General features: G+C 72.0%; 12 protein-coding genes. 3 read left to right on the top strand and 9 right to left on the bottom strand.

What is annotated here, in order from left to right:
• Nucleotides 1-164 precede the first annotated feature (164 nt).
• A complete protein-coding gene (locus ABZ719_RS15210) occupies nucleotides 165-2,783 on the bottom strand; it encodes an ABC transporter permease/substrate binding protein (protein WP_366725648.1) in 2,619 nt (872 codons plus the stop codon).
• Nucleotides 2,776-3,867: a glycine betaine/L-proline ABC transporter ATP-binding protein gene (locus ABZ719_RS15215; protein WP_366725649.1), complete on the bottom strand. Its 1,092-nt coding sequence runs from the start codon at nucleotides 3,865-3,867 to the stop codon at nucleotides 2,776-2,778. Before ABZ719_RS15215 ends, ABZ719_RS15210 begins: the two co-directional genes overlap by 8 nt.
• Before the next feature lie 189 nt (nucleotides 3,868-4,056).
• On the opposite strand from ABZ719_RS15215, the gene ABZ719_RS15220 reads away from it, so the two are divergent.
• Together ABZ719_RS15220 and ABZ719_RS15225 are read left to right on the top strand one after the other, a co-directional pair.
• Nucleotides 4,057-4,962 (top strand): 5'-3' exonuclease, encoded by a 906-nt coding sequence (locus ABZ719_RS15220; protein ID WP_366725762.1) that lies wholly within the window; start codon nucleotides 4,057-4,059, stop codon nucleotides 4,960-4,962.
• A 77-nt stretch (nucleotides 4,963-5,039) separates the two neighbouring features.
• On the top strand, nucleotides 5,040-5,885 hold the full coding sequence (locus ABZ719_RS15225; protein ID WP_366725650.1) for a siderophore-interacting protein: 846 nt from the start codon (nucleotides 5,040-5,042) through the stop codon (nucleotides 5,883-5,885).
• 76 nt (nucleotides 5,886-5,961) lie between these two features.
• Here the strand turns inward: ABZ719_RS15225 and ABZ719_RS15230 are convergent, their stop codons facing one another.
• Entirely contained in the window at nucleotides 5,962-6,546 is a 585-nt protein-coding gene (locus tag ABZ719_RS15230; protein WP_366725651.1) for a GNAT family N-acetyltransferase, read from the bottom strand.
• A 77-nt stretch (nucleotides 6,547-6,623) separates the two neighbouring features.
• On the opposite strand from ABZ719_RS15230, the gene ABZ719_RS15235 reads away from it, so the two are divergent.
• Nucleotides 6,624-7,577 (top strand): RluA family pseudouridine synthase, encoded by a 954-nt coding sequence (locus ABZ719_RS15235; RefSeq protein ID WP_366725652.1) that lies wholly within the window; start codon nucleotides 6,624-6,626, stop codon nucleotides 7,575-7,577.
• Here the strand turns inward: ABZ719_RS15235 and ABZ719_RS15240 are convergent.
• From ABZ719_RS15240 to ABZ719_RS15265, 6 genes are all read right to left on the bottom strand, one after another.
• Entirely contained in the window at nucleotides 7,571-9,235 is a 1,665-nt protein-coding gene (locus ABZ719_RS15240; protein ID WP_366725653.1) for a cytochrome P450, read from the bottom strand. The two genes, ABZ719_RS15235 and ABZ719_RS15240, sit on opposite strands and share 7 nt — an antisense overlap.
• A gap of 185 nt (nucleotides 9,236-9,420) precedes the next feature.
• Complete coding sequence (locus ABZ719_RS15245) at nucleotides 9,421-10,041, bottom strand: ATP/GTP-binding protein (protein WP_366725654.1); 621 nt, start codon at nucleotides 10,039-10,041, stop codon at nucleotides 9,421-9,423.
• The gene (locus tag ABZ719_RS15250) at nucleotides 10,022-10,426 is read right to left on the bottom strand and encodes a DUF742 domain-containing protein (RefSeq protein ID WP_366725655.1); all 405 of its coding nucleotides are present in this window, start codon (nucleotides 10,424-10,426) and stop codon (nucleotides 10,022-10,024) included. Before ABZ719_RS15250 ends, ABZ719_RS15245 begins: the two co-directional genes overlap by 20 nt.
• Nucleotides 10,423-10,830, bottom strand: a complete 408-nt coding sequence (locus tag ABZ719_RS15255) for a roadblock/LC7 domain-containing protein (RefSeq protein ID WP_037859634.1) — start codon at nucleotides 10,828-10,830, stop codon at nucleotides 10,423-10,425. Before ABZ719_RS15255 ends, ABZ719_RS15250 begins: the two co-directional genes overlap by 4 nt.
• Entirely contained in the window at nucleotides 10,827-12,443 is a 1,617-nt protein-coding gene (locus tag ABZ719_RS15260) for an ATP-binding protein (RefSeq protein WP_366725656.1), read from the bottom strand. Before ABZ719_RS15260 ends, ABZ719_RS15255 begins: the two co-directional genes overlap by 4 nt.
• A gap of 365 nt (nucleotides 12,444-12,808) precedes the next feature.
• Nucleotides 12,809-15,661: a DEAD/DEAH box helicase gene (locus ABZ719_RS15265; RefSeq protein ID WP_366725657.1), complete on the bottom strand. Its 2,853-nt coding sequence runs from the start codon at nucleotides 15,659-15,661 to the stop codon at nucleotides 12,809-12,811.
• Nucleotides 15,662-15,808: the final 147 nt, after the last annotated feature.

Below are 15,808 nucleotides of genomic sequence, written 5' to 3' on the forward strand. Positions count from 1 at the left end.
CCTTTGCCCGCTGGGCCGCGGCCGGGGGGGCCCCCCCCCCGCGGGCCCCCCGCCCGGGCCCCCCCCCCGCCCCTCGGGCGGTGTGCGGCGGCGGTGGCCGCGGGGTCGTCGTCCGCCGGTCACCCGGAGGTGACCCGTGGGCTGCTACCGGGCCGTCCGCCGGTTCACTGCGGGGTCATCCGCCGGACGACGTCCGGGTGCTGCTTGATCCAGGCGTCGACCGCCTCGTCCTCGTGCGCCTTGCCGCGCGCGTTGATCTCGCTCTCCAGGCTGCCCAGCTCCTTCTCGCTCATCCTGAAGTTCTTGATCCACTCGGTGAGCTGCGGGTACTGCCCGGGGAACTTCTCGCTGGAGATGGTGCGGACGGTGTTGCCCTCGCCGAAGAGCTTCTTGTCGTCCTTGAGCTTGGTGAGGCCGTAGCGGCTGTACGCCCAGTGCGGCGACCACAGCACGACGGCGACGGGCTGCTTCTTGGCATACGCGCGCTTCAGCTCGGCGAGCATCGCGGGCGTGGAGCCGTCGACGACCTTGTACTCCTTGTCCAGGCCGTAGCCCGGCAGGACCTTGCTCTTGAGGAGGTCCATCTCGCCGGTGCCCGGTTCGATGCCGATGATCTTCCCGCCGAACAGGGACGACCTGCCCTTGAGGTCCTCGAGGGACTTGACGTCCTTGACGTAGGAGGGGACGGCGATCTCCAGGGAGGTCGGCTGGTACCAGGTGCCGAGGTCCTTGAGCTTGTCCTTGCTCTTGTCCCAGTAGTTCTTCTGGGCGTAGGGCAGCCAGGCGTCGAAGTTGAGGTCGATGTCCCCGCCGGCCAGGCCGGTGTAGACGGGGCCGACGTCCATCTGCTTCAGGTTCAGCTTGTAGCCGCGGTCCTCCAGGACGTGCTTCCACAGGTGGGTGACGGCGACGTCCTCGTCCCAGGGGAACCAGGCGACGTTCAGGGGCCGCTTCGCCTCGGCGGGCGCGGACCCGGAGCCGCCGGGCACCGGGGCCAGCTTGTCGACGAGGCCGGGGTTGGCCTTGAGCCAGGTGCGGACGGCGTCCTGCTGCCGTCCCTTGCCGGCCTTGTTGATCTCGGCCTCCAGGCTGGTGAGCTGCTTCTCGTCCAGCTTGAAGTTCTTCAGCCAGTCGCCGACGACGGGGTTGGCGGCCGTGAAGCCCTTGCGGGCCAGCGTGTGCACGCCGTCGCCCTTGCCCCAGGCGCCCTTGGGGTCCTTCAGCTTCTTCAGGTGGTAGTCGTTGTACGCCCAGTGCGGCGACCACAGGGTGACGAGGACCGGTTCCTTCTTGGCGTAGGCGCGCTTCAGCTCGGCCAGCATGGCGGGCGTGGAGCTGTCGACGACCTTGTACTCCTTGTCCAGGCCGTAGTCCTCGAGGACCTTGCTCTTGAGCAGGGCCATCTCGCCCGCGCTGGACTCGATGCCGGTGATCTTGCCGCCGAACAGGGAGGCCTTGCCCTTGAGGTCGTCCAGCGAGTCGATGCCCTTCATGTACGACGGGACGCTCAGCTCCAGCGACGTGGGCCCGTACCAGGAGCCGAGGTCGTCGAGCTGCTTGCCGTACTTCTTCCAGTACTGGGCGTGGGTCGTGGGCAGCCAGGAGTCCGTCTCGAAGTCGACGCTGCCCTGCGCGAGGGAGGTGTAGAGCGGTCCGGCGTCGAACTGCTTGGCCTGCACGTCGTAGCCGCGCTGTTCCAGGATCTCCTTCCACAGGAAGGTGGAGGCGACGCCCTCGTCCCAGGGGATGTAGCCGAGGGTGAGCTTCTTGCCCTTGCCGACGTTCTGTCCGTCGGCGGCGGCCGTGGCGCTGGAGCCGCCACCGCCGAAGATGCCCATGCCGCCCGCGACGAGCGCGAGGACGACCACGCCGACCACGGCGATCTGCGGGCTCGGCCGGTAGGACCAGATCTTCAGGCCCTGCAGGGACCGCGCCCGGGCGGCGGCGCGCCGGCCGAGCGGCGAGACCTGGGTGCCCAGGGCACTGGTCATGCGGTCCAGGTAGATCGCGAGGATCACGATGGCGACACCGGCCTCGGAGCCGAGGCCGACGTCGAGCTGGCCGATGGCCTCGTTGACGTCGCCGCCGAGGCCGCCGGTGCCGACCATGCCGGCGATCGCGGCCATGGACAGGCCGAGCATGATCACCTGGTTGACGCCGGCCATCACGGTGGGCAGGGCGAGCGGCAGCTGGACGCGCAGCAGGGTGCTGCGCGGGGTGGTGCCGAACGCCTCGGCGGCCTCCACCAGCTCCTTGTCGACCTGGCGGATGCCCAGCTCCGTCATGCGCACGCCGGGGGCGAGCGCGAAGATCAGGGTGGCGACGATGCCCGCGGGGCCGCCGGTGCCGAAGAACAGGATGGCCGGGATGAGGTAGATCATCGCGGGCAGTGTCTGCATGAAGTCCAGGAACGGCCGTACCACGGCGCTGACCCGGTCCGAGCGCGCCGCCCAGACCCCGACCGGCACGGAGATCACCAGCGCGATGATCGTCGCGACCAGGACGAGCGCCAGGGTGACCATCGCGTCGTCCCACAGTCCGAGGGAGTCGATGAAGGCGAATCCGACGAAGGTGAGGACGCCGGCCAGGGTGCCGCGCAGCCAGAAGGCGAGCACGGCGAAGATGCCGGCGAGCAGCAGCGGCTGGGGGGCCTGGAGGACGGCGTCGATGCCGTCGTAGGCGCCGGTGAAGACGGTCTTGAAGAAGTCGAAGAGCCAGGACACGTGGTCGAGCAGCCAGTCGACCGCGGAGTTGACCCAGTCGCCGAGCGGGATCCTAGGCACGGGCCACCGCCTTCCTGCCGCCCTTGTCGCGCGGTGCGTCGCAGGTCGCGGGTGTGGTGTCGCGTTCGTCGCCGAGGAAGCCGACGAGCCGCTGCCGGGGGACCACGCCCACGAGGTCGCGGTGCTCGTTCAGCACGGCGACCGGGTGGGGCAGCCGGGCGCTGATGGCGCACAGCTCGGTGAACGGGGTGTCCGGTGCGGCCGTCTCGCAGTCGCAGTCGGCCTCGTCGCCGCGCACCTGGCGGTCCATGACGGCTTCCGCGGTCAGGACGCGGGAGCGGTCGACGTCCTGGATGAAGGAGGCGACGTAGTCGCCCTCCGGGCGCAGCAGGATGTCCTCGGCGGTGCCGTTCTGCACGATCCGGCCGTCGCGCATGACGGCGATGCGGTCGCCCAGGCGCATGGCCTCGTTGAGGTCGTGGGTGATGAAGACGATGGTCTTCTTCAGCGTCTTCTGCAGCTGGAGCAGCTGGTCCTGCATGTCGCGGCGGATCAGCGGGTCCAGGGCGCTGAAGGACTCGTCCATCAGCAGCAGGTCGGCGTCGGTGGCGAGCGCGCGGGCGAGGCCGACGCGCTGCTGCATGCCGCCGGACAGCTCGTCGGGCCAGGAGTTCTCCCAGCCGGCCAGGCCGCACAGGGCGAGCGCCTCGTCGGCGCGGCGACCGCGCTCGGCGCGGGGCACGCCCTGCACTTCCAGGCCGTAGGCGGCGTTGTCGCGGACGCTGCGGTGCGGGAAGAGCGCGAAGTGCTGGAAGACCATGCTGATCTTCTTCGAGCGGACCTCGCGCAGCTCGCGGTCGGTGAGCGCGGTCAGGTCCTGGCCGTCGAAGCACACCTGCCCGGCGGTGGGCTCCAGCAGCCCGTTGAGCATCCGCAGGAGGGTGGACTTGCCGGAACCGGACAGTCCCATCACGACGAAGATCTGTCCGGGGTCCACGGTGAAGGAGGCGTCGATCACGGCGGCGGTGGTACCGCTCGCACGCAGTTCGTCGCGGTCGGCATCCTGCCGGAGTCTCTCCACTGCCTCGTCGGGTCGTCTGCCGAACACCTTGTACAGGTGTTGGGCCTCAAGCCTGGATGCCACGCGCACCTCTCGTCCTAGGGGACAGGGACAGATGCGAAGGATCAGTAACAGTTGAATAACGCAACTACCTTCGCTCGGGCGCGCGCCTGCCCAAGCGCATGCAAGGCAAACAGAAAGTGACCCGCCTCACACCGTGGCCGGTGACTGTCAGAGGCGTACGGCATGATGCGGGACGTGACCGGACGACTGATGCTCCTCGACACCGCCTCCCTGTACTTCCGTGCCTACTTCGGCGTCCCGGAGTCGGTCAGGGCCCCGGACGGCACGCCGGTGAACGCCGTGCGCGGGCTGCTCGACTTCATCGACCGCCTGGTCAAGGACCACCGGCCCGAGCACCTGGTGGCCTGCATGGACGCGGACTGGCGCCCGCACTGGCGGGTGGAGCTGATCCCCTCCTACAAGGCGCACCGCGTCGCCGAGGAACACCCGGGCGGCCCCGACGAGGAAGAGGTGCCGGACACCCTCTCCCCGCAGGTCCCCGTCATCGAGGCGGTGCTGGACGCCGTCGGCATCGCCCGCGTCGGCGTCCCGGAGTACGAGGCGGACGACGTGATCGGCACCTTCACGGCCCGCGCCACCGGCCCGGTCGACATCGTCACCGGCGACCGCGACCTGTACCAACTGGTGGACGACGCCCGCGGGGTGCGCGTGCTGTACCCGGTCAAGGGCGTCGGGACCCTGCAGAGCACCGACGAGGCGCTGCTGCGCGAGAAGTACGGGGTCGGCGGCAGCGGGTACGCGGACCTGGCGCTGCTGCGCGGCGACCCGAGCGACGGGCTGCCGGGCGTGCCGGGCATCGGGGAGAAGACGGCGGCCAGGCTGCTCGCCGACTTCGGCGACCTGGCCGGGATCATGGCCGCCGTCGAGGACCCGAAGGCGAAGCTCACCCCGTCGCAGCGCCGGCGCCTCGACGAGGCACGGCCCTACCTCGCGGTGGCGCCGAAGGTCGTACAGGTCGCCCGGGACGTCCCCCTGCCGGACGTCGGCACCGCCCTGCCGCGCACCCCGCGCGACCCGGCGGCCCTGGACGAACTGGCCGCCCGCTGGGGCCTGGGCGGCTCCCTGCAGCGTCTGCTCGGCACGCTGGCGGCGTGAAGTGGCCGGGAAGGAGGTGCCACCGGAGGGAAGGTGCTAACTTAGGTAAGCCTAAGCAAGGGAACTGGGAGGCCGTCATGGCAGAACGTCCGGCGCGCAAGCCGCGGAGGACCCACACCGCCCGGGTGATCCGCACCGAACGGCTCACCCCGCACATGCAGCGTGTGGTGCTCGGCGGCGAGGAACTCGCCGGTTTCCCGGCCGACACGTGCACGGACCACTACGTGAAGCTGCTGTTCCCGGCCGCGGGCGTCACCTACCCCGAGCCCTTCGACATGCAGCGGATCCGGGAGGAGTTCCCGCGCGAGCAGTGGCCGGTGACCCGTACCTACACCGTGCGCGCGTGGGACCCCGAGCACCTCGAACTGACACTGGACTTCGTGGTCCACGGCGACGAGGGCCTGGCCGGCCCCTGGTCGCTGCTGGTGCGGCCCGGCGAGACGGTGCGCTTCATGGGCCCCGGCGGCGCCTACGCCCCCGACCCGGGCGCCGACTGGCATCTGCTGGCCGGGGACGAGAGCGCCCTGCCCGCCATCGCCCGGTCCCTGGAGGCGCTGCCCCCCGGCACCACCGCCCACGCCTTCGTGGAGGTCTCGGGGCCCGAGGAGGAGCAGAAGATCGACTCCGACGTGGAGGTCGTCTGGCTGCACCGCGGCGAGCGGCCCGTCGGCGCGGCCCTGGTGGAGGCCGTACGGGCGCTGGAATTCCCCGAGGGCCGGGTGCACGCCTTCGTGCACGGCGAGGCCGGCTTCGTGAAGGAACTGCGGCGGCTGCTGCGCGTGGAGCGCGCGATCCCGCGCGAGGACCTGTCGATCTCCGGCTACTGGCGCCTCGGCCACGACGAGGACGGCTGGCAGGCCTCCAAGCGCGAGTGGAACGCCCGGATCGAGGCCGAGCAGGAGGGCGCGGCGAGCGCCGCCTGAGCCGACGGCGCACGCCGAGGGGCGGCGCCCGCGCACGCGGGTGCCGCCCCTCGCTCCGTGGCGGGTACGCCGACGCTCAGTCGCCCGCCACCCGGGCGTGCAGATGCATGTCGTGCCAGCCGTCCGCGTGCAGACCCGAGCGCCGCTTGGTGCCCTCCAGGACGAAGCCGGTCCGGGCGGCGACCCGGCAGGACGCCTCGTTGGCCACGGCGTGCAGCAGTTCCAGTCGGTGGAAGCCGGTCTCCCGCAGGGCCCAGCGGGCGAGAGCGGCGGTGGCACGGGCGGCCACTCCCCTGCCCCGGGCGTCAGGGACCGTCCAGTACGCCACCTCGGCCGCCCCGTCCGCGAGGCGCACCTCGCGCAGCGCGACCCGGCCCACCAGGCGTCCGGCGCCATCGTCCTCGGTCACCGCCCACTGGGCTTCCCGGTCCGCCTCCCAGGCCGCGTGCCACTGCGCGATCCAGCCGGCCACCTCCTCCTGCGAGCCGGCGGAGCGCAGGTGCCAGCGGTGCATGGCCGGGTCCTGGAAGACGGCGTGCACCGCGGGCGCGTCCCCGGGCGTGAAGGGCCGCAGCAGCAGTCCGCCGGCGGCGGGGACGGTGGGCTGCGGCGCACCGGAGAAGGTGCCGGCCGGCAGGACGGGAGCGGTGAGGTCAGGCATACCGCGCATCCTGCCCGGCCCCGGCGGGCCGGCCCAGCGGTTTTCCACCGGGTGCGGCGGCTCGTAGGCTTCGACGGATGAGACGCCGAGCCCGCCCCGCACCGCCCGCACCGCTGCCCCAGCTGCGGGGCGTGGACCCGGTGCGGGTGCGGCTGCCCGCCGGGGGGACATGGGCGACCGTGCGCGAGCACCTGGTGGAACGGCTGTCGGGTGCGGCGCCGGGGGCGGTCGCGGAGATGTTCGACGAAGGACGGATCGTCGCCGCCGACGGACGCCCGGTGGCGCCCGACGCGCCGTACGAACCCGGGATGTTCGTCTGGTTCCACCGGGAGCTGCCCGAGGAGGCGGCGGTGCCCTTCCCGCTGGAGGTGGTCCACCGCGACGATCACCTGGTCGTCGCGGACAAGCCGCACTTCCTCGCCACCACCCCGCGCGGCACCCACGTCACCGAGACCGCGCTGGCCCGGCTCCGCCGCGAGCTGGGCATCCCCACGCTCGGCGCCGCCCACCGCCTGGACCGGCTCACCGCGGGACTGGTGCTGTTCACGGTGCGCCCCGAGGAGCGCGGCGCCTACCAGACGCTCTTCCGTGACCGTCTGGTGCGCAAGGTGTACGAGGCCGTGGCGCCGTACGACCCCGCGCTCGCCCTGCCCCGGACCGTGCGCAGCCGGATCGTGAAGGAGCGCGGGGTGCTCGCCGCCCGCGAGGTGCCCGGCGAACCGAACGCGGTCACGCTCGTGGAAGCGGTCGAGCACCGTGCGGACGGCCTCGCCCGCTACCGGCTCACCCCCGCCACCGGTCAGACGCACCAGCTTCGGGTGCACATGTCCGCGCTGGGCGTGCCGATCCTCGGCGACCCGCTCTACCCGGTGGTGACCGGCCCCGGCCCGGCCGGTGACTTCCGGCGCCCGCTGCAACTGCTGGCGCGGGAGCTGGAGTTCACCGACCCGGTCACCGGGGCGGAGCACCGGTTCCGCAGCGGACGGGTGCTGCGGGCCTGGGCGTCGTACCCGCGGTGGGCGGGTCAGTAGCCGCGCCACCACCGCAGGAAGCGCTGCCAGGCCCCGCGCGGACGGGCCTGCTCCGGGCCTGCCCCGGCAGCGGCCACCGGTGCCGTCGCCGGCGGTGCGGACGGCGCCGGGGCGGGCGCGGCGCCGGCCACCGCGGTCGGCGGACGGTCCGGCGACCCCGCGGTCGGCGGACGGTCCGGCGACCCCGCGGTCGGCGGACGGTCCGGCGACCCCGCGGTCGGCGGACGGTCCGGCGGGACGGCGGTGGTCCGGGGCGCCCCACCGGCCCTGGCCGGGACCGGCTCCGGGGACGGCTCCGGGGCGGGCCGTGCCGTGGTGATCTCCCAGGCCACACGGGGCTGCGGCACCGGCATGGGGGTGTGGCTCGGCTGGGCCCGCACGTCCTGCTGCGGCCGCGGGGTGAACCGCACCGGCAGCTCGACCAGGTGCTGCGAGGCGATCGACTCGGTCCAGCGCAGCTCCTCCTCGGCGCAGTCCAGCTGGATGTCCGGCAGCCGCATCAGCAGGTTGTCGACGCCCACGTCGGCGATGGCACGGCCGATGTCCTGGCCCGGACACTCGTGCGGGCCGCCGCTGAAGGCCAGGTGGGAACGGTTGCCCTGCATGTCCGCGTCCAGGTCGGGCCGGACCCGGGGGTCGACGTTGCCCGGCGCGATGCCGAGCAGCAGGCCGTCGCCGCGGCGGATGCGCCGACCGCCCAGCTCCGTGTCCTGCTTGGCGAAGTAGGCGAAGATGGTGCTGAAGGGCGGCTCGTCCCACAGGGACTGCTCGACCGCCTCCGGTACCGTCATCTGGCCGCCGTTGAGCTGGGCGCGGAAGCCGGGGTCGGTGAGCACCCGGCGGATGGTGTTGGCCAGGAGGTTCGCGGTGGCCTCGTAGGCGGCGATGAGCACGAGCCGCAGGTGCTGCTCGACCTCGTCGTCGTTCAGGCCCGCCGGGTCGGCGATGAGGTGGCTGGTGAAGTCGTCCGCGGCCTGCGCGCGGCGGCGGGCGGCGAGCCGCCGCAGACAGCCCATGATGTACTCGTTGCTGGCGATGGCGGTGTCGGTGCCCTTGAGCATGTCGCGGGCGCACTGCACGAGCCGGTCGTCGTACTCCTCGGGCATGCCGAGGACCTCGCACATCACCGCCATCGGCAGGTGCTCGGCGAACTGGTCGACGAGGTCGGCGCGGCCGGTCTCGCAGAAGCGGTTGACCAGGCGCTGGGTGGCGCGGCCGATGTGGCGGCGCAGTCCGCGGTGGTCGATGGTGGCCATGGCGGCGGTGACCGCGCCGCGCAACCGCTTGTGCTCGTCACCCTCGGCGTGCGAGCAGATGGGCTGCCAGGCGATGTGGGGCATGAGGGGGTGGTCGGGCTTGACCATGCCCTCCTTGAGCGGTGTCCAGATACGGCTGTCCCGGGTGAACTGCGACGGCGTGCGCACCATGTGCAGGTTCTCGGCGTGGCCGAGGACCACCCACATGGGGACGTCGTCGTGCAGCAGCACGGGCGCCACCGGGCCGTGCTGCTCGCGCAGTTGCTCGTAGAGGTCGCCGAGGTCCGGCGCCTCGTGGAGCCGGTGCAGCCCGCCGGCGCCGATGCCGTGCGCGGGGCAGCCGGGGGGCGGAGCGGGGGTGCGGTCGTCCGGACCGGTCAGGGGCTGGTGTTCAGGCGTCACAGCGGTCGCTTTCGGAACGGAAAGGACGGAAGGGGATGGAAGGGAGGAGGCGGAGTGGAGGAGAAGGAGTGAAGGGGCGAGCGGTGGGGCGGCGGAGCCGGCCGGTTCGGGCGCGGTGTCCGCTCAGGTGCGGGAGCCGCGAGCGATGGGGCGGCGGAGCCGGCCGGTTCGGGCGCGGTGTCCGCTCAGGTGCGGGAGCCGGTCATGGCGAGGGAGTGCAGGAAGCGCATGAGCGTCATCAGCACGTCCCGGCTGGAGGCCCGGCGCCGTACGTCGCACTCGACCATCGGGACGTCCTCGGACAGGTCGAGCGCGGTGCGCAGCTCGGCGATCGGGTAACGGGGGGCGTCAGGGAAGGAGTTGATGGCCACGACGAAGGGCACACCGCGTTCCTCCAGCCGCCCCATGACGTCGAAGCTCACCTCCAGGCGGCGGGTGTCGACGAGGACGACCGCGCCGAGCGCCCCCTCGAACAGCCCGTTCCACAGGAACCAGAAGCGCTCCTGGCCGGGGGTGCCGAAGAGGTAGAGCACCAGTTGGTCGGTGATGCTGATGCGGCCGAAGTCCATCGCCACGGTGGTGGCCGTCTTGGAGTCGGAGCCGTAGTCGTCGTCGACCCCGATACCGGCCTGGGTCATGGTCTCCTCGGTGGTCAGCGGCCTGATCTCACTGACCGAGCCGACCATCGTCGTCTTGCCGACCCCGAAGCCGCCGACGATGACGATCTTCACCGCGGCCTGGGCCGTGTGCGGAAGATGGTCCTCGGTGCGCGGGCCGGGGAGGGTGTCAGAGCCGTTGAAGTCCATGCATCACCGCTTCGAGGAGGGAACGGTCGGGGACCGCCTGGCGCACGATCGGGGCGCGCGCCTGTACCAGTTCGGCCGTCAGCAGCTCGGTGATCAGGACCGTCATCGCGCTGAACGGCAGGTTGAGGTAGGCCGACAGCTCGGCCACGGACAGCGGGGCGGTGCACAGCCGCAGCAGGGCCGCCTGCTCGGGGGTGGCGGACGGCGGCGGTTCGGCGCGTGCCACCACGAGGGTGACCAGGTCCAGGGCGGCGCGGGCGCCGTCCTCACCGGCCCCGGCGACGACGTACAGCCGCTCCGGGTTCTTCTCCTCGCCCTGCTTGGCGGGCTTGGGGGGCGGCGGCTCGTGCGCGGGGAAGCGCCTCTGGCGTCGCGGAGGTGTCATACGGTCTGCCCACCCCGCCGGGGCGGACTGGTCAGATGGGCGCCGATGCGCACCACGAGGTCGCGCATGCGGGCGCTCATCATGCCGGGTTCGGTGCGGATGTCGGCGAGCACCGCCAGGTAGGCGTTGGCCCCGGCGGACATCAGGTAGAAGTAGCCGCCGTCGATCTCGATGACCACCAGTTTCATCCGGCCGTCGCTGTCGGGGATCTCGACGGCGACGGCGCTCGCCAGGCTCTGCAGGCCCGCGCAGGCCGCCGCGACCCGGTCGGCCGCGTCCGGGTCGCCGCCGTAGCGGGCGATGCGCAGGCCGTCGGCCGAGAGCACCACGATCATCTCGATGCCCGGTACGCCGTCGTTCAGCTCCTTGAGCATCCAGTCGAAGTTGGCGCGCTGCTGGATCACTTGAGGTCCCCCTCGTCGTCGGCCCCGTCCCGGGCCGGCTTCTCGATCAGGTGCAGGAATGCGGTCGGGTCCTGGGTGAAGGCGGTCGGGTCCGGGCCGGGGTTGTCCTTCTTCAGGCCGTCCCAGAACGCCTCGACCCACAGGCCCGGTTCGGGTTCCTTCTCGGCGGGCTCGGGGACGGCGGGGCGGGGCGTGCTCCACACGGAGCCGCCCTCCTGCTCGGCGCGCTCGGCGGCGACCTGTTCGGCGATGCGCCGGCTGAGCGGGATCTTGACCCGGCTGCGGCGCTGCGGCAGGCCGTTCGGGGTCCACTCCGTCACCTCGGGGACCTCGTCCTCCATCGGCACGGAGGCGGGGATGCGCGGGCTGGTGGGGCGGCGCTTCTTGGGGGCGCGCTTGGGGCCCTCCACAGCGTCCTCGCCGGGCCGCGGGATGGAGGTGGCGCCGATGCCGTGGGCGAGGCCCGGTGCGGGGTCGGTCGTCATCATGTCGCTGGGCACGACGAGGACCGCGCGCACCCCGCCGTACGCGGAGGCCCGCAGCGAGACCTGCATCTTGTACGCCGTGCACAGGCGGCCCACGACGGCGAGGCCCAGGCGCGGGCTCTCCCCCAGTTCCTGGAGGTCGACCCCGGCCTTGGCGGCCTCGACCATCCTCTCGATCCGGTCGCGGGACTCCTCGTTGAGGCTGACGCCGCCGTCCTCGATCTCGATGGCGACGCCGGTCTGCACCTCGACGGCGGTGACGTGCACCTTGGTCTGGGGCGGCGAGTAGCGGGTGGCGTTGTCGAGGAGTTCGGCCGCGGCGTGGATGACCGGCTCGACGTCGGTGCCCTTGATGTTGACCTTGGCGATGGAGTGCAGCTCGATCCGGCGGTACTCCAGGATCCGGGACATGGCGCCGCGCAGCACGCTGTACAGGGTGACCGGGTTGGGCCACTGGCGGCCGGGGCGGCCGCCGCCGAGGACGGAGATGGAGTCGGCGAGACGGCCGATGAGCGCGGTGCCGTGGTCGATGCGCAGCAGGTCGTCGAAGACCTCCGGGCTGCGGCCGTGGTCCTCCTCCATCTCCCGCAGTTCCTTGGCCTGCTGGTGCACGATCGCCTGGACACGGCGGGCGATGCTGACGAAGGAGCGCTGCGTGGAGTCACGCATCGACTCCTCCTGGTCCACGATCTTGAGGATCATGCGGACCACCGCGCGCTGCGGCTCGGAGATCCCGCACCACTCCGGGTCCCCGTCGATGAGGTCGCGCATGACCTCGCGCGGGGTGTGGCTGGCGCGCAGGTACTCGACGGCGGCCGGGAGGATCTCGGTGGCGAGGTAGGAGATCTGCTCGTCGTGGCCGGCGATGCGCGCCTGGAGGTGCTCGGTGCGCCGGGCGTGTTCGGCCCGTTCCGCGCGGATGGTACGGCCGCGGCGCACGGCTTCGGCGCCGGTGAGCAGCACGAGCAGGGTGGCGACGGCGCCGCAGCAGCCGACGGCGAGGCGGGCCGGGTCCGTCACCAGCGCGACGGCGGCTCCGGTGGCCGCCGCCATCAGTATGACCGGCAGCAACAGCACGCGTGCGTAGGGAAGTTCGCGGCCGCCAGGAGGCGATTGGACACTCACCATGTAAGCCCTCTGTGACGAATCGGCTGGGGTTCGGGGCAGCTTCCCGTGGGGTATGCCATGGAACAGTCGGACCTTTGAGATGTCTGGGAACAAACGCACGAATACATGTCAACTCGGTGCGCTGCGGGCGAGCTTAGTCCGACCGGATCATCGGCGTGTCATATTCGGCAAGCACCTGAAACAGGGCCGGGGACAGGAGTACCCTCGGCCGTTTCGCACGCCGTGCGATCGTTCGAACACCGAACGTCACGACGTACAGGCATGCGAAAACCCCTCACCGGGACGGGTGAGGGAACGCCAAGGGGGCGTGACCCTGCGCGGATCGACCGCACACCGTCACGCCCCCTGCCCCGCCGGGGCGGACCTCACCCGACCGACGAGTAGGCGACCACTCCCCTCAGCAGGCCGTCGACCGCCTTGCGCGCGTTCTTCGCCACCGTGGAGTTCTCCGGCGGGGCCGCCGCCGAGATCTGGCCCAGGACGTCGATGACCTGCTTGCACCAGCGCACGAAGTCACCGGCCGGCATCTCCGCCTCCCGCAGCACCTCGTCCAGGCCCTTGCCGGAGGCCCACATGTACGCCGCCCAGGCGAAGCCGAGGTCGGGCTCGCGCTGACCGACGCCCTCGGTCTGGCTGATGCGGAACTCCTCCTCCAGGGCGTCGAGGCGGCCCCAGATGCGCACCATCTCCCCGAGCGCGGCCTTCGCCTTGCCCGAGGGCAGCTTGGGCGCCATGGCGTCGTCACCGACGCGGGCCTCGTAGACCAAGGCCGAGACGCACGCGGCGAGTTCGGCCGGCCCCAGGCCCTCCCAGACGCGCTCGCGCAGGCATTCACTGGCCAGCAGGTCGAGTTCGCCGTACAGCCGGGCCAGCCGCTTGCCGTGCTCGGTCACCTCGTCGCCGCGCAGGTAGTCCAGCTCGGTGAGGAGGGCGACGATCCGGTCGAAGGTGCGCGCGATCGTGTTCGTACGGCCCTCGATGCGGTGCTCCAGCTGCTTGGTGTCGCGCAGCAGCCGGTGGTAGCGCTCGGCCCAGCGGGCGTGGTCCTCACGGTCGTTGCAGCCGTGGCAGGGGTGGGCGCGCAGTTCGGTGCGCAGCCGCGCGATCTCCCGGTCGTCGACCGCCTGCGAGCGCCGCTTGCGGTGCCGGTCGGGCGGGATGTGCCCGGCCTTGGTGCGCAGCGCGGAGGCCAGGTCGCGCCGGGACTGCGGGGAGCGCGGGTTGAAGGACTTCGGGATCCGCATCCGCTCCAGCGGCTCCACGGGCACCGGGAAGTCGATGGCCGCCAGCCGCTTGACCTGCCGCTCGGCGGTCAGCACGAGCGGGCGCGGGCCGTCCTGGTGCTCGAATCCGCGGTGGCCGCCCGCCCGGCCGGCCGGCAGGCCCGGATCCAGGACCAGGGCGAGGCCCGCGAACTTGCCGGTGGGGACGTGGATGATGTCACCCGGCTTGAGCTTCTCCAGGGCGACGGCGGCCTCGGCCCGCCGCTGGACGGCGCCCTGCCGGGCCAGTTCGTTCTCCCGGTCCTTCAGCTCCCGGCGCAGCCGCGCGTACTCCGTGAAGTCCCCGAGGTGGCAGGTCATCGACTCCTTGTAGCCCGCCAGGCCCTCCTCGTTGCGCTGCACCTGCCGGGAGATGCCGACGACCGACTTGTCGGCCTGGAACTGCGCGAAGGAGGTCTCCAGCAGCTCCCGGGAGCGGTGCCGGCCGAACTGCTCGACCAGATTGACCGCCATGTTGTACGACGGCCGGAAGCTGGAGCGCAGCGGATAGGTGCGGGTGCCCGCGAGGCCCGCGAGGTGCTCGGGGTTCATGGCACGCTGCCACAGCACCACCGCGTGCCCCTCGACGTCGATGCCGCGGCGGCCGGCCCGGCCGGTCAGCTGGGTGTACTCGCCGGGGGTGATGTCGGCGTGCTGCTCGCCGTTCCACTTGACGAGTTTCTCCAGGACCACCGAGCGGGCGGGCATGTTGATGCCCAGGGCGAGGGTCTCGGTGGCGAAGACCGCCTTGACCAGGCCACGTACGAAGAGTTCCTCGACGACCTCCTTGAAGGTCGGGAGCATGCCGGCGTGGTGGGCGGCGATGCCGCGCTCCAGGCCCTCCAGCCACTCGTAGTACCCGAGGACGTGCAGGTCCTCGCGCGGGATCGCGGCGGTGCGCTCCTCGACGAGGGCGCGGACCCGTTCCCGCGCCTCCTCGTCGTTCAGTCTCAGGCCCGCGTACAGGCACTGCTGGACGGCGGCCTCGCAGGCGGCGCGGCTGAAGATGAACGTGATGGCGGGCAGCAGGCCCTCGGCGTCCAGCCGCTCGATGACCTCCGGGCGGCTCGGCGTCCAGATCCGGGAGCGCTGGCGGCGCTCGCGCTCGCGGTCGGCCTCGCGCATGTTCCGGCCGCGTCTGCGGTCCTGGTACGACGGGCGGCTGGCCTCCATGCGGGCCATCCGCGTGAGGTCGGGGTTGACGGCCTTCTTGTGGCCCTCGCCCTCCTCGAAGAGGTCGTACATCCGGCGGCCGGCCAGCACATGCTGGAAGAGCGGGACGGGGCGGTGCTCGGAGACGATCACCTCGGTGTCACCCCGGACCGTGTCCAGCCAGTCGCCGAACTCCTCGGCGTTGGACACGGTCGCCGACAGTGACACCAGGGTCACCGACTCGGGCAGGTGGATGATCACTTCCTCCCAGACGGCGCCGCGGAAGCGGTCGGAGAGGTAGTGCACCTCGTCCATGACCACGTAGCCGAGACCGCGCAGGGTCTGGGAGCCCGCGTACAGCATGTTCCGCAGCACCTCGGTGGTCATCACGACCACCGGGGCGTCGGAGTTGAGGCTGTTGTCGCCGGTGAGGAGGCCGACCTTGCCGCTGCCGTAGCGGCGGCACAGGTCGGAGTACTTCTGGTTGGACAGCGCCTTGATGGGCGTCGTGTAGAAGCACTTCTTGCCCTGCTGGAGGGCGAGGTGGACGGCGAACTCGCCCACGATCGTCTTGCCGGAGCCGGTGGGCGCGGCGACCAGCACGCCCTTGCCGGCCTCAAGGGCCCGGCAGGCCTCGATCTGGAACGGGTCGAGGCCGAAGTCGTACATCTCGCGGAAACCCGCGAGTGCGGTGGCCTGCTCGGCAGCTCGCCTGCGCGCTGCCGCGTACCGCTCGGCCGGTGAGAGGTCCTGAGTCATCGTGCTTTCGAGCGTACCGGGCCGCACTGACAACAGGACGATCATTATCCCGATCGCCCCGGCAGCGGACGGATTCCGGCGGCCCGGCGGCCGGTGACCGCCCCGGGAGCGGGGTGGGGCGCCCGGCGAGCGGATGGGCGCCGGGGAGCGGGGTGGGGCGCCCGGAGAGCGGGGGGCACAACGCCGCCCCGG

The organism is Streptomyces sp. NPDC006743 (genome assembly GCF_040703815.1).
Classification (GTDB): Bacteria; Actinomycetota; Actinomycetes; order Streptomycetales; family Streptomycetaceae; genus Streptomyces.